The sequence below is a fragment of the Dactylosporangium sp. NBC_01737 genome (genome assembly GCF_035963215.1).
Taxonomy (GTDB): domain Bacteria; phylum Actinomycetota; class Actinomycetes; order Mycobacteriales; family Micromonosporaceae; genus Dactylosporangium.
Window position 1 is genome coordinate 12,024,131 of record NZ_CP109153.1, and the last position, 21,419, is coordinate 12,045,549.

The window sequence follows — 21,419 nt, forward strand, 5'->3', positions numbered from 1 at the left end:
CCTTACGTCACACCAGACTGTTTTCGGGGTCCAGAGCTCCGGGGGGTGCGACCTCGTGCAGCGGGCCGGCGAGGCCGTAGCGGTGGCCCTGGCCGTACCGGCAGCCCAGCGCCGCCATCGTGGCCTCCTGCCGGTCGGTCTCGATGCCCTCGGCGACGACCGTGACGCCCATGCCCGCGCAGATCGAGACGATGGAGCGGCAGATGGCCTCGCTGCGCCCGCCGTCGGCGAGGGTGAAGCTGCGGTCGAGCTTCACCTCGTCGACCGGCATGGCGTGCAGCTGGGCGAGGGCGTTGTAGCCGGTGCCGAAGTCGTCGAGGGCGAAACGGACGCCGAAGCGGCCGAGGCGCCGCACCGCGCCCGCGGCGGCGGACAGGTCGGGCAGCGGGGCGGTCTCGGTGAGTTCGAGCAGCAGCCGGTGCGGGGCGAGGCCGTGGCGCAGGATCGCGGCGCGGACGGTCTCCTCGTGCTCGGGGCGGCCGAGCCGGGCGGCGGAGGTGTTGACGTGCACGGCGATGCTGGCCCACGGGCCGCGGAACGCGGCGGCGTCGCGGCAGGCGCGATCGAGCACGAAGTCGTCGACGAGGCGGATCAGGCCGATCTCCTCGGCGGTGGCGATGAACATGTCGGCGGAGACGGGGCCGAGGCTCGGGTGGGTCCAGCGGGCGAGGGCCTCGACCGCGACGACGGTGCCGTCGTTGAGCCGCACGATCGGCTGGTAGTGCACGTCGAGGCCGCGGCCGTCGCGCAGGGTGTCGGCGAGCATCTCGGCGAGGTCGGAGCTGCCGGTGCCGTCGGGGAGGTCCACGCGGTACCGCACGAGGGTGCCCTTGCCCTGGCGCTTGCCGGCGTACATGGCGGCGTCGGCGCGGCGCAGGAGCATGTCGGCGGTGTGCACCGGCCCGTGCGTGCCCGCCTCGACGAGACCGACGGACGCGGCGACGGTGACCGTGGCGCCGTCGAGGTCGAAGGGTTCGCGCAGCGAGGCCATGATGCGCTCGGCGGGGACGCCGGGGTCGCCGCCGCCTTCGAGGAGCACCGCGAACTCGTCGCCGCCGACGCGGGCGATGGTGTCGCCCTCGCGGACGGCGCCGCGGAGCCGGTCGGCGACCAGGTGCAGCAGCCGGTCGCCGGCGTGGTGGCCGTAGCGGTCGTTGACGGCCTTGAAGTCGTCGAGGTCGAGGAAGAGCACCGCGAGGGGGCGCTGGTCGCGGTGGTGCAGGGCGAGCGCGTGGTCGAGCCGGTCCTGGAACAGCACCCGGTTGGACAGCCCGGTGAGGCCGTCGTGGAACGCCTGGTGGCTCAGCCGCGCCTGGCTGTCGGAGAGGCGGTCGAGCAGCACCGCGTTCTCGACCAGCGTGACCGCCTGCCGGATGATGAGCAGCGAGATGACGGCCGTCTCCACGACGATCTCGAACATGTCCATCGGCCGGCCCTGCACCAGCTGGATCATGAAGAGGACGCCGGTGCCCGCGACCGGCACGTACGGCAGCAGCAGGTGGCCCCACCGGTGGTGCGGGCGCGGGGAGCCGGGCGGCACCTCGCGGGTCGGGGTCGCGGCGGCGACGGCGACGAACGCCTGGCCGGCGATGAACCCGGCGTCGGCCAGCGGTGGCATGCTCTGCGCGCCGGCGGCGACGAGGTAGGCGAACACGCTGTCGGAGAAGGACAGGCAGAACAGTCCGATGCCGAGGATCGACAGCTGGCGCCGGTTGACGGCCGCGGACCTGGCCAGCAGCAGGATGACGATGACGGTGAGCAGCAGGTCGGTGACCGGGTAGGCGATCGCGACGGTGTAGGCGAACGGGGTGGCGGCGCCGGCGTGCATGACGGCGCCGAGCGAGGTGGCCCAGGTGAGCACGAACAGCGCGCCGACGACGATGAGCCCGTCGAGGACCATGACGAGCTGGGTGGCGATGCGGCGGGGGCCGCCCTCGACGGGCCGGTCGCCGGCGAGGGCGATGAGGGCCGGCAGCGCGAAGACCGGCAGGGTCAGGTAGCCGGCGTCGGCGAGGGACGGGGAGGGCAGGCTGTCGTCGCGGAACAGCTGATACCAGGACCAGATGAACTGCCCGATGGTCCAGCCGAAGGTGCCGGTGCCCATCCACAGGCGCCAGCGGCGCTGGGCGCCGGTGTGCCTGCGGGCGGTGATCCAGCAGGTGAGTGTGGCGGCGAGACCGGCGCTGAACTGCGCGAGGTCGTCGACGAACAGCGACCACCAGGGGCCGAGCACCCCCGAGCTGCCAAGGCCGACGGCCCCGAAGACCCCTGCAACGGCGACGGCGAGGGGCAGGGACACGGGTCTGCGCGACAATGAACGCATCCTCACCGGTGGTGATCACGACAACACGCGGATGACCTTCCGTACGGTACCTCAAGCCCTCGGTCCTGAGGCCATGAACACATTGGACACGCCTTGCATTGACGCAATGCAGGATGAGCGCTCAGCACGGCCGGAACATCGACCGTTATCGGGCGTTTCCGCCTGGTCTCGGACTTCCAGCTCGAATCGACAGCGTCGCCCGGTCCGGGCTACCATCCGACGTCCCCGCGGCCGGTCGCCGCGAACGTTCCACACCTGAGGAGCACCTCCACCATGCGACGGTTCCTGACCGCGGCATTCCTCGTAGCGATCGTCGGCACCAGCGGCGCCTGCGCGTCGACCGACGACACGGCGACGCCCGGCGCGTCGGCAGGCACGTCCAGCGCAGCCGCCCCCTCGAAGACCCCGTCGATCGACGTGGCGGCCAACACCAAGGACATCTGCGCCCGGTCCGAGGCGCTGATCAAGGAGGACGAGGTCCGTGAGGTCGGCCGGCAGGTCGGTCTGATCATCGCGGCCCGTCAGCAGAAGAACGCCGACGCCGAGGCGAAGGCGAAGGTCGCCATCCGGGCCAAGACCGACTCGTGGGCCAAGGACCTCGGCGTGATGCAGCAGGAGGCGGCCGACCCGGCGCTGAAGGCGGCGCTCGGCACGCTGATCACGGCGCTCACCACGCTCGGCAAGGACGAGTACCTGGCCGGCTTCAAGAGCGCCGCGGACGCCGCCAAGCTGGAGGCCACGCTGACCACCGCGACCGACGCGATGACCAAGGTCTGCGGCTAAGGACGGTCCGTGGGTGGGACGACCGGCCCCGACCGGCCGTCCCACCCGTTCGGCTCCCGCGACGGCCACCCCACCGGCGCCGTCGCGGGACCCGATCTGTGTCAGGCCGGAAGGACCCAGCGCTGGTTGGCGCCGGCGAAGCAGGTCCACAGCTGCAGCGGGGTGCCGTCGGTGGAGACGTTGCCGGTCACGTCGAGGCACTTGCCCAGGGCGCGCAGGGTGCCGTCCGTGCCGGCGGTCCAGGCCTGCGCGGCGCTGCCGTTGCAGTCCCACAGCTGGATCTTCGTGCCGTCCGCGGTGCTGGCGGCGTTGACGTCGAGGCACTTGCCCAGCGCCCGCAGGGTGCCGTCCGTGCCGACCGTCCACTGCTGTGCGCCGCTGCCGTTGCAGGTGTACAGCTGCACCACGGTGCCGTTGGCGGTGTTCGAGCCGGCGACGTCCACGCACTTGCCGGCCAGGCCGGTGACGGCGCCCGTGCGCCCGGGGTTGGGGTTGGTGGCGCCGGCCTTCCACGTGAAGGTCGCCGAGGTCTTCGTCGGCAGGGTGTACGTGAAGCGCTGGCCGCTCCAGTTCACCGTGACCTGCTGGCTGCTGGACGTGTTGTTGTACGCGATGAGCGCCCGGGTGCCGTCCGGGTTGAGGTAGGCGATGTTCGGCACCGAGCCGTTCGCGGTGGAGTCGACGCGGTACGCGCCCGGCTTCACGAACTTCGTCAGGTGGCCCATCGTGTAGTACTCGACGGTGTAGTCGACCTGCCCGCTGCGGCTGTCGCCGTTGTGCACGGTGATCAGGCCGGTGCAGGTGCCGCAGCCGCCGTAGTGCGGGCCCATGTTCTGGTCGACGGCGAGGCTCCACTTGATGAAGCTCTTGCCCCAGTTGCGCCCGTAGTTGATGAGGTTGAGCATGTCCTCCTGCTGCTGGTTGCCGATCCACGTGCCGCCGGAGTGCTCGGTGTCGTAGGCGTCCAGGCCGGGGTACTGGTTGTGCACGGTGCTCTGCTTGCCGACGTCGCCGCCGTACCCGTGCCAGGCGATGCCGCCGAAGTTCGGGTGGTTGCGCACGGCCGCGTTGTTGACCGACTGCGCGGCGTAGGCGTCGTAGGTGTCCCAGTTCCAGTCGTGCGCGAGCACCTTGGTCGACAGGCCGGCGCCCTGCAGCGCGGGCAGCAGGTTGCTGGCGGTGAAGTAGTCCAGGCCGGAGGCGTTCCAGCTCATCGACGGGTAGCCTGCGCAGCAGGTCGGCTCGTTCTGCGGGGTCACGAAGTTCACCTTCACGCCCTGCGCCTGGTACGCCTGGATGTACTTCACGAAGTACTGCGCGTAGGCGCCGTAGTACTGGGCCTGCAGCCAGCCGCCGTTGAGATTGCCGTTGTCCTTCATCCACGCCGGCGCGGTCCACGGGCTGGCCATGGTCGACAGCTGCGGGTTGAGCTGCTGCGCCTGCTTCGTCAGCGGCAGCACGTCGGCGAGGTCGTGGGCGATGCTGAAGTTCGCCAGGCTGGGGTCGGTCTGCCCGGCCGGGCGGTCGTCGTAGGTGTAGCCGAAGCGCGCGAGGTCCGAGGCGCCCATCGGGTTGCGCAGGAAGCTGACGCCGATGCCGTTGACCGGGTCGAACAGCTTCTGCATGACGGTGGCGCGGGTGCCGGCCGACAGGGCGCCGGAGCTGTTCATGAGCCAGGCGGCGGTGTCGGTGAACGAGGCGCCGCCGCCGGTGAAGGTCTGATAGCGGGTGGCGTCGTTGACGGTGATGTTCTGCCCGCCGCCGCCGGTGCCGGCGGTGAAGCCGACGGCGGGCTGCTGGGCGAGGCCGCGGGTGACGGTGCGGCCGCCGGCGTCGCTGGTGGTGGTGAGCCAGACGTTGACGGTCTCGCCGGCGGCCAGGGCGTCGGGGACCGCGATCCAGCCGACGGCGCCGATGGTGACCGCGGCGAGGATCGCGGCGGCGGTACGCCTGAACATAATGTCTCCTCGTGATGAGGACGGGGCGGACGTCCTACATTCGGCTGATGAAACAAATGAAACACCGTGTAACATCGCCAGGAACAGGAAACAGCGAGGCTCGTCAAACTGTCAAGAGTCCTTAATGAAGACCTATGAAACGGGGGACTGAAACGGATGCGCAAGGTCACGGTCAGAGAGATCGCGGCGGCGACGGGCATGTCGATCGCCACCGTCTCCCGCGCGCTCAACGACCACGACACGGTCGCCCCGCACACCCGCGACCTGGTGCACCAGACCGCGGAGCGGCTCGGCTCGCAACGGCCCGACCGCGCGCCGCGCCCCACTGGTGACCGGGTGTACCTGCGCTGCCCGTACGTGCTGACGGACTACTTCGGCCTGATCGTGTCCTCGATCGCGGAGACCGTCGAGCTGCACGGCAGGCAGCTGGTGCTCACCGCCGGCGAGGCCGCCCAGCGCACTCCCCTGCTGCGGGACCTGGACCGCCACGACGGCATCGGCGGGATCATCGTGATCCTGCCGCCCGAGCCGGGCGCGGACCTGGTCGAGCTGCAGCGTCGCCGGATCCCGTTCGTGGTCGTCGACCCGCGCACCACCCTGCCGCCGGACATCGTGTCGGTGTCCGCGGCGCACTTCGCCGGCGCCCGGAAGGTCACCGCGCACCTGGTCGGCCTCGGCCACCGGCGCATCGGCGTCGTCGGCGGCCCGACGGAGTGGCTGGCCAGCGACGCCCGCCTCGCCGGGCACAACGCCGCCCTCGCCGACGTCGGCGTGCTGCCGGCCGTCGAGCTGCTGCGGGCCATCGAGCCCACCACGGAGCAGGGCCGCCGCGCGGCCGGCGCGCTGCTGGACCTGCCGCAGCCACCGACGGCGCTGGTCGCGTTCAACGACAAGGCCGCCGTGGGCGCGATGCAGGCAGCGGCGGAGCGCGGGCTGCGGGTGCCGGACGACCTGTCGGTCACCGGCTTCGACGACATCGACCTGGCCGAGGCAACGAACCTGACAACGGTCCGCCAGCCGCTGCCGGAGATGGGCCGCATGGCGGTCTCGCTGCTGGTGCGGCTGCTGGAGCGGCACCAGCTCGACGCGCTGCACGTCGAGCTGGCCACGCACCTGGTGGTGCGCTCGTCCACAGCCGCGCCCCGGGCTTAGGATCGGCTTCGATGTCTCTGCCTGTACGCGGCCCCTGGGTCGTCACGCCCACCTCGTCGTCCGTCGACTGGGTGGTCGCCGCGGCCGCCCTCGCCGCGACCACCGACGGCACCGCGGCGGCGGTCGTGCTCGGCCCCGCCCCCGCGTCGCTGGCGTCGCACGTCGCGGCCCTGGCGGAGCTGCCCGCCGGGATCGGCCTGGACGCCGTCGCCGCCGTCGTCACCGACCTGTGCGCGGCGCACGACCGGGTCGTGGTGCTCATCGGTGACGGGGTCGTCACCCCGCTCGGCGGCGGCTGGACGGTGGCCGACCTCGCCACCGCCGTCCGCGCGCCGGTCGTCGTGGTCACCGGCACCGACGCCGACGCGACCGGGCACGCGATCCTCGCCCTGGAGGCCCTCGACCGGCGGCAGGTGCCCGGATCGGTGATCGTGGTCGGCGACGGCGGCGACTTCGACGCCCTGCCGGTGCGCCTCGCCGGGCGCATCCCCGCCGACCACGCCACCTACGGCGACCGCTTCGCCACCGAGGCGGCGCACTGGGTCGACCCGCTCGACGGCAGCCGCCCCGCCGCCGACGACGACCGGCCGGTCAAGACGCCGGGCCCGGAGGACCTGCAGACCCGCATCGCCCGGCGGGCGGCGTGGACCCTCGCGATCTCATTCCTGCTGGCGCTCATTCTGCTGTTCCTGTGCAACGGGTCCGGCTACACGGGCCCGTTCACCTGAGCCGATGCGTGCCGCGACGCCGGCGGCGATCGCGAGCAACGCGGCGCTGCCCGCGACGTCGAGCACGTAGTGGTTGCCGGTGGTGAGCACGACGGCCGTCATGACGAGCGGGAACGCCCACACCAGCAGCGCCGCCCGCGGATGCGTGGCGCGCAGCGCCAGCCACACGGCGTATGCGCACCACAGCGACCACCCCACGTGCATGCTGGGCATGGCGGAGAAGTGGTTCTGCCCGTTGCCGAGGTCCCGCGACGCGGTGCTGCCGAAGAGGTCGTGCTCGGCGACGACGTCGACGACGCCGGGCAGCGCGAACCGCGGGGGTGACATGGGCAGCGCCCAGAAGACCGGCAGCACGAGCACCGCCATCGCGAGCAGGGTCCGGCGGACCTGGCGGTACACCTCCGTGTGCCGGACGTAGACCCACACCAGCACGCCGAGCAGCACCGCGTAGTACAGGCGGTAGCAGTACACCGCCGGTTGGATCAGGGCCGGATGCCCGGCGAGCCAACGGTTCGCCGCCGGCTCGACGTCCAGGTGCAGGACGCGCTCCACGGACTGCAGGTGCCGCGCGTTGGCGGTGGCCGCGGCGCGGCTCGTGCCGGCGGCCGCGTGCAGGCGCGAGAAGAGCAGGAACCCGAGCACCAGCACGGCCGCTTCGGCCCACGCGGCGGGGCGCCGCCGGCCCGCTACAGACGGAGCTGGCTGGTCTTGCCGCACGCCGTGTCACCGCCCGAGTACCGCGCCGGCTTGCCGGCGTAGCTGGTCGTACCGTTGAAACTGAAGGCGACGGTCAGCCCGGCGTCACCGGCGGCGGCGTCGAACACGTGCTCCGTCGTGGCGCGGTTGTCGCCGCCGGACACGCCGGCCCCCGCGGTGCCGGCCGTGCCGGCGATCGGCAGGCGCCCGCCGGAGCCGGTCACCGTCAGGTCGGCGGCCAGGTCCGTCATGGCGCTCAGGTCGGCGTCGAGGGCGCCGAGCCGCACCTGCGGCTTGACCACCAGCCAGCGCCGGCCCTCGGGCGCCCAGCCCTTGTCCTTGAGCCACGGCATCAGCGAGGCGGTCAGGTTCAGCTCGACGGCTACCTGGTTGCCCGGCGCGTTGGTCAGCTTCACGCCCGGCTCGGTGATCCTGATCGGGCACTGGATGAGCGCACTACCTGAGCGCACGGGGTAGTAGCCGTCGATCAGGTCCGATCCGCGTCCGGTGCGCAGGTCCAGCTTCTGCGTCCGCCCGGCCGAGGTGATGTCGAGGCTGACCGGGCCGCCGACCGGGGTGTCCACGATCAGGACCGTGCCGACGACCGATCTCGCGACGGCGCGGTCACCGATGTGGAACACCACCTCGACGCCGTCGCGGGCATGGATCAGGCCGAAGCGTTCCGCGGCGGCGACGGCGAGGAATTCGACGCCGGCGGGCGCCGTCAACGGCTCCGTGCGGCTGCTCCGCAGCGTCCGCAGTTGCTCGGGGGTGAACCGGGTCGTGGTGCCGACCCGGGTCATCCGAAACGTGACGCCGGGGCCGACGAGCTGGCCCTGGCCGGTGGGCACCGGCTGCAGCGGAAGGCCGAGCGCGGCGATGTCGTCGTCATCGAGGTCGTAGTCCTCGACCGGGCTCGGCCCCGTGGGCGAGGCCGACGGCGGGGCGGCGGGGGCGGCGGTGCCGGAGCGGTCGGGGTGGCCCGCCGAGCAACCCGCCAGAGCCGAACCCACCACCAGGGCCAGAACAACTCGGCGCCACATTCGATACCCCCGGTGCGGTAGCTGTCAGCGGGAGACCATATCGCCGCGGTCGATGGATCGCTGGCCCGGACGAGTCACCCGCGTCCGTCAGTGTGTTGTGCGGTTTGTGGTAAACAGACGTGACATCGCGTGACGGGAGGGTTGCGGTGGTGAATGTTGGTGCAGTCGCCTGGGCGGTGGTGCCGCACCTGTCCGCAACGGCCTGTGCGCACGGCGCCGCAATGATGCAGCCGGCCAGCGACGTGACCGTACGGTCGAGTCAGCTGCAGGCGGCGACGGTGGACAACCACTTCGGCGGACCACGGCGATGAGCGAGGATGTGGGCGTGCCGCCACAAGGTGGATCTCTTCCCGACGTGTCCATCCACGACGGGCAAGGAGTGCAGGTCGGGGATGGCAACAGGCAGACCAACCTCGGCCAGGCCCGGTTGGGTGTGCAGGGGCAAGGTCTGCAGGTCATCATCAACGCCGACGGTCTGCTGGCCGACGAACACGAGCGCGGTGCCGGCTCCAACGCGGCGGTCGCGGTGGGCGACCGGGCTGGATCGACGCCGGGGTTGGTGTCGAATCTCGCCCGCCGCAACGCGGGTTTCGTAGGCCGTGACGCCGTCCTGGAGCAGATGCAGCGCCTGCTGCGGGAGCAGGGACGGGTGGTGACGCGCCCCCGGGCCCGGATGGGCGGCGTGGGCAAGACCCAACTGGCGGTCGAGTACGGTCACCGGTTCGCCGACGACTACGACGTCATCTGGCTCGTGGCGGCGGAGCAGGCCGAACTGATCGGTGGCCAGCTGGCACAGGCCGCGCTCGCGGCCGGTCTGATCGGCGCGGACGTGACGTCATCGGCGGCGGTCCAGGCGGTGCACGCGGCGGTGCAGACAGGCCGCCGCTGGCTGCTGATCTTCGACAACGCCGAAGAACCGCAGACCCTTGCCCCGTGGCTGCCGACTCGGGGCGGGCACCTCATCATCACCTCACGCAACCCGGGCTGGGACGAGATCGCCGCCCCGGTCGAGGTGAACCTGTTCGACCGCAGCGAGTCGGTGACGCTGCTCCAACGGCGGATTCCCGGCCTGCCCGCCACTGCGGCCGGCCGTCTCGCCGAGCACCTCGGTGATCTGCCCTTGGCGGTGGCGCAGGCGGCCATCTTCATGGCCGACACCGGCATACCCACCGACGAATACCTCGACCACCTCAACCGCCACGCCGCCCAGCTCCTGGACAACGGCCGACCCGGCGGCTACCCGACATCGCTGGCCGCCTCGATCAACCTTGCCGCCGACAGCCTCCTGCGGGACAGCCCGCCCGCAGCGCAACTGCTGAACCTCTGCGCCGTCCTGGCACCCGAACCCATTCCGTTGACGGTGTTCACCCGCTCCACAGCGCTGCCGGAGCCCTTGCGGACCGCGGCTTCGGACTGGTCGGCGTTCTACCACCTGGTCAAGACTCTCGGTGATCACGGCTTGGCGGACACCAGCCACCAAGGCATCCAAGTACACCGGCTCATCCAGGCCATCATCCGGGACAGAATCGATCCTCAGGACCAGGCCATTACGCGGGAACACGCCGCAGCGATCCTCGTCGAGGCTGTCCCGGGCGACACCGACGACCCGGCCGCCTGGCCGGTGTGGTCGACCCTCGCGCCACACCTGATCGCCGTCGACGCGGCTACCACCGACGACCCGCAACTCCGCACCGCCGGCGTCGACCTCGTCCTGTACCTCCTACGACGCGCCGAAACCCGATCCGCGCTGCACCTCGCCGAGCGACTCCGCCACCACTGGCACGACCGCCTCGGCCCCGACGATCTGCACACCCTGAAAGCCACCACCGAATACGCCCACGCCCTGCACGCCCTCGGCGAAATCCATCAAGCCCGCCCCATCATCGAAGACACCCTCACCCGCCGCCGACAGATCCTCGGCAACGACCACCCCGACACCCTGCGCTCCGCCCACGACCTCGCGATCAGCCTCAACACGCTCGGCGAACACACGCAGGCCCGCGACATGCACCAAGACACCCTGACCCGCTACCGACGGGTCCTCGGTGACGACCACCCCCACACCCTGCGCTCCGCCCACAGCCTCGCGATCAGCCTCAACGCGCTCGGCGAACACACGCAAGCCCACGACATCCACCAGGACAACCTGACCCGCTACCGACGGGTCCTCGGCGACGACCACCCCAACACCCTGGCCTCCGCCCACAGCCTCGCGATCAGCCTCGACGCGCTCGGCGAACACACGCAGGCCCGCGACATGGACCAGGACAACCTGACCCGCTACCGACGGGTCCTCGGCGACGACCACCCCAACACCCTGCATTCCGCGCACAGCCTCGCGATCAGCCTGCGCACGCTCGGCGAGCACACCCGGGCCCACGACATGGACCGAGACACCCTGACCCGCCGCCGACGGGTCCTCGGCGACGACCACCCCAACACCCTGCATTCCGCGCACAGCCTCGCGATCAGCCTGCACACGCTCGGCGAACACACGCAGGCCCGCGACATGCTTCAGGACACCCTGACCCGCCGCCGACGGGTCCTCGGCGACGACCACCCCGAAACCCTGACCTCCGCGCACAATCTCGCACGTGTGCTGTATGCCACCGGGGCGATCATGCCGGCTCGGAAGATGATCGATGACGTCGTGCAGCGGATGCGTCGGGTACTTGGCCAGAACCACCCTGACACGAAGCGGGCACGCGAAACTCGAGCCGTGATCGTCGGATCAATGGGAGGACGGACGGCTCCACCACAACGTCGGCCGAAGCGAAAGAACAAATAGCCAAGATTGCGGTGGAGGGTCACGTCCAGCTGTCGTCGCGGTGCTAGGACGCGCGGCGCAGGGGTGCCTGGCGGCGCTTGACCCTGCGGTCCAGCGGGACCAGGCGGCGGTGCCGGGGCCAGGTCAGCGTCAGCTCGGCGCCGATCTGCAGCCGCGCCCAGGTCTCCTGCGCCGCCCGTAGCGCCCAGACCGCCCGGCGGACGGCCGCCTTGTCGAGCTCGCTCAGCGGGTCGGCGCCCTGCTGGGCGGCGAGGCGGTCCAGGTCGGCGTCCGGCACGGCCGCGGCCCGCTCGACGAAGCCGCCGATGAGCTCGGCGCGCTGCAGGCGGTCGCGGTTGGCGCGGATCAGCTCCGCGGAGCGCTCCGCGGCGTGCGGCGGCCGGCGGCCCGACACGTGCGTCATGCTGCGGAACACGACACCGCCGGCGATCGCGCCCCAGATGCCGTCGGGCATGCCGAGGGCGTCCTCGACGGTGAAGTGGACGAGGTCGTGCGGGGCGTGCGAGGTCACCGGACCCGCGTGCATCCGGTAGACCACGCCGTCGTCGCGCTGGATCAGCACGTCGGCCCATTGATGGTCGGGCAGCCGGTGGAAGGTGACTCGCATCGCTCCACCATCCACCGAGGTGCCTGCTCGCTCAACCGATTTCACCGGTACGAAACGAGCGTCGATCAGCATTGGCGCATGGTGGACGAACGGGCCCAGCTCGAGGTCAAGACGCTCGGCGAGAGCCGCATCGACTCGCCCCTGGCGGCGCTGCTGCGCACCGGGCGCACCACCCAGCACTACGTCGACGAGTCCGACCGGGTCCTGCTGGACGACACGGTCTCGCTCGTCGCGGCGCGCGGCGTGCCCGTCGACGAGCTGCCCGGCTTCGAGCCCGGCGGCCCCCGCCGGAAGATCTTCTTCGACCCGTCGAAGACCCGCGTCGGGATCGTCACCTGCGGCGGGTTGTGCCCCGGCCTCAACGACGTCATCCGCGCGCTGGTCCTGGAGCTCACCAACCACTACGGCGTTCGGCGCATCTTCGGCTTCCGCAACGGGTACCAGGGCATGATCGCCCGCTACGGCCGTTCCGTGATCGATCTGGACGCCGAGACGGTCGCCGGCATCAACGAGTACGGCGGCACGATCCTCGGCACCTCCCGCGGCAACCAGGACCCGAACGAGATCGTCGACTGCCTCGAGCAGCTGTCCGTCAACGTCCTGTTCGTCATCGGCGGCGACGGCTCCATGCGCGGCGCGTTGAAGATCGCCGAGGTCGTCGCCGAGCGCGGGCGGCGCATCGCCGTCGTCGGCGTGCCCAAGACGATCGACAACGACATCCCGTACATCGAACGTTCCTTCGGCTTCCAGACGGCCTTCGCCAAGGCGACCGAGGCGATCCGCGCCGCGCACGTGGAGGCGACCGCGTTCCCGAACGGGATCGGCCTGGTGCAGCTGATGGGCCGGCACTCCGGGTTCATCGCGTGCTACGCGGCCCTGGCGAACAACGACGCCGACTACGTGCTCATCCCGGAGGTGCCGTTCGCCCTCGACGGCCCCGGCGGCTTCCTCGCGCACCTGCGCGACCGCGTCGTCGACCGCGGCCACGCGATGATCGTCGTCGCGGAGGGGGCCGGGCAGGAGTTCCTGCTCGACTCCGCCTCGTCGCTGGACGCGTCCGGCAACGTGCGGCTGCAGGACTTCGGCCGCTATCTGCGGCACCGCATCGCCGAGGACTTCGCCGCGGCAGGCGTCGAGGCGAACCTCAAGTACATCGACCCGAGCTACACGATCCGCAGCGTGCCGGCGAACCCCTACGACAGCGTGTACTGCATCCGCCTCGCCCACGCCGCGGTGCACGCCGCGATGGCCGGGCGCACGGAGATGGTCGTCGGGCGGTGGCGGGGACGCTTCGTGCACGTGCCGATCGCCCTGGCCATCAGCTCCCGCAACCTCGTCGACCCCGACGGCGACCTGTGGCTGTCGGTCCTGGAGGCGACCGGCCAGCCACCGGCGTTCGTGTGACGGTAGGTTGAGGTCGTGCTGTTCATGGTCATCGAACGCTTCAAGGACGGGCAGCCGCGCCCGGTGTACGAGCGAGCCGCCGCCGACGGCCGCATGATGCCCGACGGCCTGCGCTACGTCGACAGCTGGGTCGAGGCGAGTTTCGCCCGCTGCTTCCAGCTCATGGAGTGCGACGACCTGTCGCTGCTGATGACCTGGATCGCGCGCTGGTCCGACCTGGTCGACTTCGAGGTCGTGCCGGTCGTGCCCAGCGCGTCGGCCTCCGCTGCTATTTCCGGCGTCTAGCCGTTTTTTCTCCGGCTGGCCAGTTCGTCGAGGATGGCGGCGGTGGCGGTGGCGCCGAACCTGGTGACGCCGACGTCCGCCATGGCCAGGAGGATGTCGAGGGTCCGCACCCCGCCGGCGGCCTTGATTTTGACGTGCGGTGAGACGCTCGCGCGCATGAGGGCCAGGTCCTCCATGGTCGCGCCGCCCGGCGCGAACCCGGTCGACGTCTTCACGTAGTGCGCGCCGGCGCGCTCGGCCGCCTGGCAGCCGGCGACCTTCTCCGCGTCGGTGAGGTACGCGTTCTCCAGGATCACCTTCACCGTCGCACCGCCGGCGGCCTCGACGACCGCGCGGATGTCGGCCTCGACGGCCTCGGTGTCGCCGGAGCGCAGCCGGCCGATGTTGAGCACCATGTCGATCTCGGCGGCGCCCTGCCCGACCGCCAGGGCCGTCTCGGCGACCTTGACCGCGGTGGCGGCACTGCCGTGCGGGAACCCGGCCACGGTGCCGACGAGCACGCCCGTGCCCCGCAGCAGCGCCACCGCCTCCGTCACGTCGCACGGGCGGACACACACCGACGCCACCTCGTAGCGCGCGGCGAGCGCGCAGCCGGCCCGCACGTCGTGCAGTGTCAGCTCCGGCCGCAGCAGCGAGTGGTCGATCATCTTCGCAACGCTCTCCATGCGCCCCAGTCTAGTTGTCTATACAGCTTTGTGTGTACCGTCGACGTCGTGACCGACTTCACGCCGCACTACCACCGCATCGAGCAGGCGTTGCGTGCCCTGGTCGCCCGGTCCGCGCCGCACGACCCGCTGCCGTCGGAGCCGGAGCTCGCGCGGGAGCACGGGGTCAGCCGGATGACCGCCCGGGCCGCCGTCACCAACCTGGTCAGCGCCGGTCTGGCGTACCGCTCCCCCGGCCGCGGCACGTTCGTCGCCGTGCCGGCCGCGCCCCGCCGCGCCGACAACCTGGTCCGGTTCAGCGACGAGATGCGCCGGCAGGGCCGCACCCCGTCGTCGCGGGTCCTGCTCGCCGCGGTGCGGGCGGCCACCACCGCGGAGACCGCCCGGCTGGTGCTGCCCGCGGGCGCGGACGTGGTCGCGGTCGAGCGGGTCCGGCTCGCGGACGGCACGCCGGTCGCGGTGGAACGGGCCGTGTTCCCCGGCACGCTGGCCGCGCTGCTGTCCGCCGACCTGGCCTCCGGTTCCCTGCACGGCGCCGTGACCGCGCTCGGCCACACCCCGACGCGCGGGACGGCGACGCTGACCGCGGCGGCCGCGACCCGCGCCGACGCCCGGCTGCTCGACGTCCGGGCGGGCGCGCCGCTGCTGGTCGAGCGGCGGCTCATCCTCGACGACCGGGACGTGCCGCTGGAGCTGACCGAGTCCCGATATGCCGGCGACCGGTACCACCTAGACGTCGCCTTCGGTGTGGCCTTCGGGGTGGCCTTCGGGGTGGCCGAAAATGTCGGTGGGTCTGGCTAGTGCTATGGCCAGAGACGTTGGCCGGGTTTTGTCATACCCCTGTGCTTGAGTGTCGGCATGCCTCGACGCCGCGACCCCGACGCGGTCCGGGTGGTGCACCGCACCGCCCGGATCGGGCTGCGCGCCACCCGGGCGCAGCGGGATCGGTGCTTCGGGTTGCTGCGCTCCGCCGGGGATGTCTGGTCGTGTGTACTGGAGGTCAATCATTGGCGGTGGCGGCATGACGCGCCGCCGGTGGTGTCGTATCAGGCGCTGTGCCGAGAACTGTCCACGGCCGGACCTGGAGTGTTCGGTGACCTCGACTCGGTCGGGGCGAGGTCGGTGCTGCGCCGGTTCTCCGATGCGTGGTTCGCCGCGGCGAAACGCCGCAACGCCGGGGACGTCACCGCCCGCTTCCCGCGTCGCAGGCGTGGGCTGTTGCCGGTGCGTTACTACCACGGCACGTTCACCCTGGACGGGCGAAGGTTGCGGCTACCGACCGCGGTGGGGTGTGCGCCGTTGTGGCTGCGCCTGGACCGGGAGCCGCCCTACCCGATGGAGCAGATCCGGTCGGTGACGCTCCTCGCAGACGGCGGCCGACTGTGGGTCGAGGTCACCGCCGAGGTCCCGGTCACCACCTACCCGCCCGGTGCCGCACCGGACCCGGGCCGGGTCGCCGGTGTGGACCTCGGAGTAATCCACCCCTACGCGGTCGCCGGACCCGACAGGCACGGACTGCTCGTCTCCGGCCGCGCCATCCGCGCCGAACACCGCATGCACCTCACCGACACCAAACACCGGCAGCGGGCAACCGCCGCCCACGCCCCGAAACCTGGCCAGCGCGGGTCACAGCGGTGGCGGCAGGCACGCCGCCGCGCCCGCCTCATCGAGGGCCGGCACCGCCGCCGGATCCGCCAAGCGCAGCACGAAGCGGCCAAGACCGTCATCGGCTGGGCCGTTCAGCATCAGGTCGGGACACTCACCGTCGGGGACCCCCGCGGCGTGCTCGACCTGAAGGCTGGGCGCAGGCACAACCTGCGGTTGCGGCAGTGGCAGGTCGGGCGGGCCATCGCCATGCTGCGGGACAAGGCCGAACTCGCCGGGACCGTCGTGCACCTCGTCGACGAACGCGGCACCTCATCGACCTGCCCCACCTGCCGTCAGAAGATCACCAAACCGGCCGGACGGACCATGACCTGCCGCCCGTGCCAGCTCACCGGGCACCGCGACCTGTTCGCGGCCGCCACCATCGCCACCCGCACCCCCAGCCCAGCAGGCCAGACGGCAGCGGACGGCGGCACCAGCATCCCGGCCGCGGTCACGCTGCCGGGATGCTGGTGCCGCCGAGCGGGACGGCACCTCCCCGGTGCCGGACTGTCCCGGCGTGACCCACGCCGACCCCCACCACACCGACCACCACCAGCAACAGCGGTGGTGGCCGACGCGGCAGGGGCGGCGGCAAGGGTCAGCTGGCCGGCTGAGGCCCGCCCCACCACCAACCCGGTGGGGAGTCGCTCGACCGCACCACGCGGCGAGGAACCACAACACCACCAACCCGGTGAACGTTCGTGGTCACAGCACTAGGGTTGCGCCGTGACAGCTTCACGGATCGCAGTGCCGGCATCGTGGCGGCGCAGCATCCACCCGCGCCGCGGCGGCGCCCGCGTCGCCTATGCCCCGGTGACCTCCGCCGTGCCGGACTGGGCGGACGCCCGCGCCGATCTGCGGCTCTCCCTCGACGCCGAGCTGGCGGACGCGGCGCCCGCGACACCGCTCGGGGCGGCGGCCGTCGCCGCGATCCTCCTGTGGAGCCGGCGGGCGCCGACCTTCGATCAGCGGGCGATCGCCGACGGCTGGATCGCCGGCATGGGCCTGGAGTTCGCCGCCGTCGCGGGGGTCGAGCTCGCCGGCCTCCGCCCGGCAACCGTGCGCTGCGACAGGCCGAACTGCACCGGCCGGCACACCACGGTCGCCCGCCGCCTCGACGCGGCCGACGCCCAGAACGGCACCGGCGACATCGAGAAGGTCCTCGGCCAGATCCGGACGGCACTCGCCGCCGCCCCCGACGACCGCCACGCGGCCACGATCACCGCCCTGGCCGCGCTGCGCGACGGCATCCTGGCGCAGCGCTTTGCCGCGTCCTTCCTGGCCCCGGAGCAGTCCGCCTGGGTCGACGCCGACGCCCGCGCCCTCGCCACCGACGGCCGCCGCCACCCACACGCACCCCTGCTCATGGCCGCCGCTCACACCACCGCGCAGGCGATGCTCATCCGCCCTCAGATCCACTCCGTCGGCTGGCGCCTGCTGCGCGGCACGGCCATGCTGCACACGATCGCCGAGGCCCTCGGCGACGGCATCCTCGACGTCCACCAGGGCTGGCACCGCTGGGACTGGGGCTCCGCCACCGAGCAGCGCACGTTGATGCTGGCCCTCGCCGCGATCCCGACCGACCGCGCCTTCCAGGCCCTGCTGGACGCCGTCGACGTCCGCGGCGCCCAGGCCGCGGTCGAGGCGGCCGCCGAGCGCTTCCCCGCCCGGGCGATGCGCCTGCTGTCATCCGCCGCCTCTCCGGAGGCCCCGAAGGTCGCCGAGCTGCTCCGCCGCCACGTCGTCCGCCACCCTGCGCTCGCCCCCGCCCCCCTTCCCACCCCGCCCACCACCCTGCCGCCCGCAGCCACCACACCCGCGCCCCAGGCCACCACCCCGCCGTTCACATCCGCCACACCCCGCCTACCACCCCGCCGCCCGCAGCCACCGCACCCGCGCCCCCGGCCACCGCCCTGCCGTTCACATCCGCCGCACCCCCGCCAACCACGCTGCCGCCTGCAACCGCCACACCCCCGCCCTCGACCACCACCCCGCCGTTCACATCCGCCGCACCCCCGCCAACCACGCTGCCGCCTGCAACCGCCACACCCCGCCCTCGACCACCACCCCGCCGTTCACATCCGCCGCACCCCCGCCAACCACGCTGCCGCCTGCAACCGCCACACCCCCGCCCTCGACCACCACCCCGCCGTTCACATCCGCCGCACCCCCGCCAACCACGCTGCCGCCTGCAACCGCCACACCCCCGCCCTCGACCACCACCCCGCCGCCCGCAACCGCCACACCCGCCGCACCCCCGCCCCCGACCACCACCCCGCCGCCCGCAACCGCCGCGCCCCCGCCCACGACGACCGCCCTGCCGCCCGCAACCGCCACACCCCCGCCCACCACGACCACACCTCCACCCGCCTCGACCACCGCCCCGTCCCCCACGGCACCGGGCCGGGCCACCGACCCGCAATCCGCAGCCTCCGACCCAGCTGCAGGCCCACCACCCACAGCACCGGACGCGACCACCGGTCTGCCGCCCGCCGCCCCGCACCCGGCCGCGGGCCTGCAACCCACAGGGCCGGGCATGGCGGCGGCCCCGGACCTGGCCGTAGGCCCGCCACTCACGGAAGCGGACCCGGCCACCGGCCTGCCACCCGCATGGGCGGACCCGGCCACCGGCGCCCCGCTCACGGCACCAGACCGGGTCCCCGGCCCGCAATCCACAGCCTCCGACCCAGCCGCAGGCCCACCACCCACAGCACCGGACCCGGCAGCCGGTCCGCCGCCCGCCGCCCCGGACATGGCCGCCGGCGTGCCGCCGGCCGCGGTGGACCAGGCCGGCGCGGGTGTCCTGCCGGCGGTGTTGGTTGCGCCGCCGTGGACGGTGCGGCGTGTGGCGGCGAAGCCGGTCGTGCTCGCGCAGCTTCGTTGCGACGACGAGCCTGCTGTGATCTGGCCGCCCGGTGAGCGGGAGCGTCTGCTCGCCGGGCTTGCGACCGTGATCCACCGGGAGGACCCCGAGCAGCTCGCCTCGCAGCTGCGGGCCGGATCCCTCGATGACTGGCTCGCCGTCGACCTGTTCGAGGCCGGTCCCGAGGAGCTTGTCCGGCCGCTGCTGCCGGTGTGGAACCCGGTGCATCTGTGGGGTGCGCACCACTGGCTGCCGCGGATCGCCGCGCGGTTCGGGGTGGCGGCGCTGCCGCTGGTCCTGCGGATCGCCCGGCGCAGTCCTGGCGACGGCGGGCCGGCGCTGATGCCGTTCGCCGCGCCGGAGGTGGCGCTGCTCGCGGCCGACTGGCACGGGCGCTTGAAGGTGGCCCGGTCGATCGCCGTCGAGTGGCTGCGCCGGCACCCGGCTGCGGCGGCGAGGACGCTCATCCCCGCCGCCCTGGCCAAACCTGGCGCGGGTCGGCGGCACGCAGGGCAGGCGCTGCTCGCGCTCGCGTCGGCCGGGCACCGCGACACGGTCGTCGACACCGCAGCCGGCTACGGGCCGGAGGCCGCCGCCGCGATCCGCGACCTGCTGGACACCGATCCGCTCGACGTCCTTCCGCCGCGCATCCCGTTCCTGCCGTCGTGGGCCGACCCGTCGACCCTGCCGCCGGTCCGGCTGCGCGACGGCTCCCACGTCCTGCCCGCCGACGCCGCCGGCCACCTGATCACGATGCTGATGCTTTCGAGGCCCGGCGAGCCGTACGCCGGGATCGCCGCCGTCCGCGACGCCTGTGACGCCTCTGATCTGGCCCGCTTCGCCTGGGCGCTGCTGCAGCGCTGGGAGTTCGCCGACGCGCCGCCGGCTGACAGCTGGGTCCTCGACGCGCAGGCCGCACTCGGCGACGACGAGACCGCCGCCCAGCTCGCCGCCGCCGTCCGCTCCTGGCCGTATCAGGGCGCCCACAAGCGCGCGGCCGCGGGCCTCGACACGCTAGCCCAGCTCGGCACCGACGCGGCGCTGACCCAGCTGCAGGACATCGCCACCAAGATGAAGGCCAAGGCCGTCAGGAGCCGCGCCGAGCTGAAGCTCCGCGAGGTCGCCGAGGCCCTCGACCTGACCCCGGATCAGCTCGCCGACCGCCTGGTCCCGCACCTCGACCTGACCCCGGACGCGACCCTCACCCTCGACTACGGCCCGCGCCGGTTCGTGGCCTGCTTCGACGGGCAGCTCAAGCCGTACGTCCTCGACCAGTCCGGCACCCGGCGCAAGGACCTGCCCGCACCCGCGGCGAGCGACGACCCCCGCCGGGCGCCCGCCGCACAGCAACGCTTCGCCGACGTCAAGAAGGTCGTCCGCAAGGTCTCCACCGAACAGGTCCAGCGCCTGGAACGCGCGATGGTCATGGGCCGCCACTGGACCGGCGCCGAGTTCCGCCGGACGTTCCTGCAGCACCCGCTGCTGTGGCCGATCGCCCGCCGCCTGGTCTGGCTCATCCAGCCCCCGGCCGCCCCCAGCACGCCCGGCGTCGGGACGCCCGGCGCCGGCGCACTCGGCGTCGACGCACCCGGCGGCAGCGCCACGAGCAGTGATGGGAGCGGACGTGCCGCCGGCGGGGTCGGCGGTCTCAGCGCGATCGACGGTGACGACTTCTCCGATGACGACGGTGTCGGCGGCCTCAGCGCCATCGACGGCGGCGGCGCCGATGCCGACGTCAGCGGCGTCGCCGGCAGCACCGGCGCCAGCGGGGACGGCAGCGATGATCTGCGCGCCAGCGGTGGCAGCAGTGATCTGCGCGTTGGCGGTGGCAGCAGTGATCTGCGCGTCCGCGGTGACCTGCGCGTTGGCGGCGGCGGTGGTCTGCGCGCCGGCGGGGACGGCGGTGATCTGCGCGTCGGCGGTGGCGTCGTTGCCGTTCGGCTGGCCGAGGACCGCACGCTCGCCGATGTCGACGACGTGCCGGTCGTGCTCGCCGATGATGCCGTGGTGTCGGTGGCGCATCCCGTGCACCTTGACGTGCGGGCGTGGGCGGAGGTCTTTGCCGACTACGAGATCCTGCAACCGTTCCGGCAGCTGGGGCGCGACGTCCATGCGCTGGGGCCGGACGAGGTCGGCGCGGTGCGGCTGGAGCGGTTCGACGGCAGGAAGGCGATGACGGTCAAGCTGCTCGGTCTGGAGCGGCGCGGCTGGCGGCGGGCCGGGCAGGACGGTGGTCACCAGAGCCGGATGGAGCGTGATCTGCCCGGCGGGGCGGTGCTCATCGTCGAGCTCGACCCGGGCATCGCCATGGGGGTGCCGGCCGAGCGCCCGCAGCAGTCGCTGGACGACATCTGGATCTGTCCCGAGGGCGGCGATCGGTGGTCCCGTGAGCACACCGTGCCGTTCTCGACGCTGGACCCGGCGTCGGTCTCCGAGCTGCTCCGCGACCTCGAATCCTGCTGCTGACACGCAGGCTG

At 72.6% G+C, this 21,419-nt stretch carries 16 protein-coding genes; 10 read left to right on the top strand and 6 right to left on the bottom strand.

Features of this window, described 5'->3' with window-relative positions; translation table 11 throughout:
- Positions 1–7 precede the first annotated feature (7 nt).
- The gene (locus tag OHA72_RS55425) at positions 8–2,314 is read right to left on the bottom strand and encodes a putative bifunctional diguanylate cyclase/phosphodiesterase (protein ID WP_327004159.1); all 2,307 of its coding nucleotides are present in this window, start codon (positions 2,312–2,314) and stop codon (positions 8–10) included.
- 282 nt (positions 2,315–2,596) lie between these two features.
- Between OHA72_RS55425 and OHA72_RS55430 the strand changes: the two genes are divergently transcribed.
- The gene (locus OHA72_RS55430) at positions 2,597–3,106 is read left to right on the top strand and encodes a hypothetical protein (protein ID WP_327004160.1); all 510 of its coding nucleotides are present in this window, start codon (positions 2,597–2,599) and stop codon (positions 3,104–3,106) included.
- 101 nt (positions 3,107–3,207) lie between these two features.
- On the opposite strand, the gene OHA72_RS55435 is transcribed toward OHA72_RS55430, so the two are convergent.
- Positions 3,208–5,064, bottom strand: coding sequence for a ricin-type beta-trefoil lectin domain protein (locus tag OHA72_RS55435; protein WP_327004161.1), 1,857 nt, complete (start codon positions 5,062–5,064; stop codon positions 3,208–3,210).
- A gap of 156 nt (positions 5,065–5,220) precedes the next feature.
- On the opposite strand from OHA72_RS55435, the gene OHA72_RS55440 reads away from it, so the two are divergent.
- Both OHA72_RS55440 and OHA72_RS55445 read left to right on the top strand, forming a co-directional pair.
- Entirely contained in the window at positions 5,221–6,216 is a 996-nt protein-coding gene (locus OHA72_RS55440; RefSeq protein WP_327004162.1) for a LacI family DNA-binding transcriptional regulator, read from the top strand.
- A gap of 11 nt (positions 6,217–6,227) precedes the next feature.
- The gene (locus tag OHA72_RS55445; protein ID WP_327004163.1) at positions 6,228–6,944 is read left to right on the top strand and encodes an AAA family ATPase; all 717 of its coding nucleotides are present in this window, start codon (positions 6,228–6,230) and stop codon (positions 6,942–6,944) included.
- Here the strand turns inward: OHA72_RS55445 and OHA72_RS55450 are convergent.
- Both OHA72_RS55450 and OHA72_RS55455 read right to left on the bottom strand, forming a co-directional pair.
- The gene (locus tag OHA72_RS55450) at positions 6,876–7,592 is read right to left on the bottom strand and encodes a phosphatase PAP2 family protein (protein WP_327004164.1); all 717 of its coding nucleotides are present in this window, start codon (positions 7,590–7,592) and stop codon (positions 6,876–6,878) included. The genes OHA72_RS55445 and OHA72_RS55450 overlap by 69 nt on opposite strands.
- Positions 7,593–7,630: 38 nt before the next feature.
- Positions 7,631–8,656 (bottom strand): hypothetical protein, encoded by a 1,026-nt coding sequence (locus OHA72_RS55455; RefSeq protein ID WP_327004165.1) that lies wholly within the window; start codon positions 8,654–8,656, stop codon positions 7,631–7,633.
- Positions 8,657–8,990: 334 nt separating this feature from the next.
- Between OHA72_RS55455 and fxsT the strand changes: the two genes are divergently transcribed.
- On the top strand, positions 8,991–11,471 hold the full coding sequence (gene fxsT, locus OHA72_RS55460) for an FxSxx-COOH system tetratricopeptide repeat protein (protein ID WP_327004166.1): 2,481 nt from the start codon (positions 8,991–8,993) through the stop codon (positions 11,469–11,471).
- Between the two features lie 43 nt (positions 11,472–11,514).
- Here fxsT and OHA72_RS55465 read toward each other — a convergent pair whose 3' ends face one another.
- Positions 11,515–12,078, bottom strand: a complete 564-nt coding sequence (locus OHA72_RS55465) for a hypothetical protein (protein WP_327004167.1) — start codon at positions 12,076–12,078, stop codon at positions 11,515–11,517.
- Positions 12,079–12,156: 78 nt separating this feature from the next.
- Between OHA72_RS55465 and OHA72_RS55470 the strand changes: the two genes are divergently transcribed.
- Positions 12,157–13,482, top strand: a complete 1,326-nt coding sequence (locus tag OHA72_RS55470; protein WP_327004168.1) for an ATP-dependent 6-phosphofructokinase — start codon at positions 12,157–12,159, stop codon at positions 13,480–13,482.
- A 24-nt stretch (positions 13,483–13,506) separates the two neighbouring features.
- Positions 13,507–13,767: a DUF3303 domain-containing protein gene (locus OHA72_RS55475; RefSeq protein ID WP_327011853.1), complete on the top strand. Its 261-nt coding sequence runs from the start codon at positions 13,507–13,509 to the stop codon at positions 13,765–13,767.
- Here OHA72_RS55475 and deoC read toward each other — a convergent pair.
- On the bottom strand, positions 13,764–14,432 hold the full coding sequence (gene deoC / locus OHA72_RS55480; protein WP_327004169.1) for a deoxyribose-phosphate aldolase: 669 nt from the start codon (positions 14,430–14,432) through the stop codon (positions 13,764–13,766). The two genes, OHA72_RS55475 and deoC, sit on opposite strands and share 4 nt — an antisense overlap.
- Before the next feature lie 48 nt (positions 14,433–14,480).
- On the opposite strand from deoC, the gene OHA72_RS55485 reads away from it, so the two are divergent.
- Genes OHA72_RS55485 through OHA72_RS55500 form a run of 4 tightly spaced genes read left to right on the top strand, consistent with a single transcriptional unit; the run spans position 14,481 to position 21,408 of the window.
- Positions 14,481–15,233, top strand: coding sequence for a GntR family transcriptional regulator (locus tag OHA72_RS55485; RefSeq protein WP_327004170.1), 753 nt, complete (start codon positions 14,481–14,483; stop codon positions 15,231–15,233).
- A gap of 57 nt (positions 15,234–15,290) precedes the next feature.
- A complete protein-coding gene (locus OHA72_RS55490; RefSeq protein WP_327004171.1) occupies positions 15,291–16,796 on the top strand; it encodes an RNA-guided endonuclease InsQ/TnpB family protein in 1,506 nt (501 codons plus the stop codon).
- Between the two features lie 9 nt (positions 16,797–16,805).
- Positions 16,806–18,998 carry a hypothetical protein gene (locus tag OHA72_RS55495; protein ID WP_327004172.1) on the top strand — a complete coding sequence of 731 codons (2,193 nt, stop codon included), beginning with the start codon at positions 16,806–16,808 and terminating at the stop codon, positions 18,996–18,998.
- Positions 18,925–21,408 (top strand): DUF4132 domain-containing protein, encoded by a 2,484-nt coding sequence (locus OHA72_RS55500; RefSeq protein WP_327004173.1) that lies wholly within the window; start codon positions 18,925–18,927, stop codon positions 21,406–21,408. The genes OHA72_RS55495 and OHA72_RS55500 overlap by 74 nt, the downstream gene beginning before the upstream one ends.
- Positions 21,409–21,419: the final 11 nt, after the last annotated feature.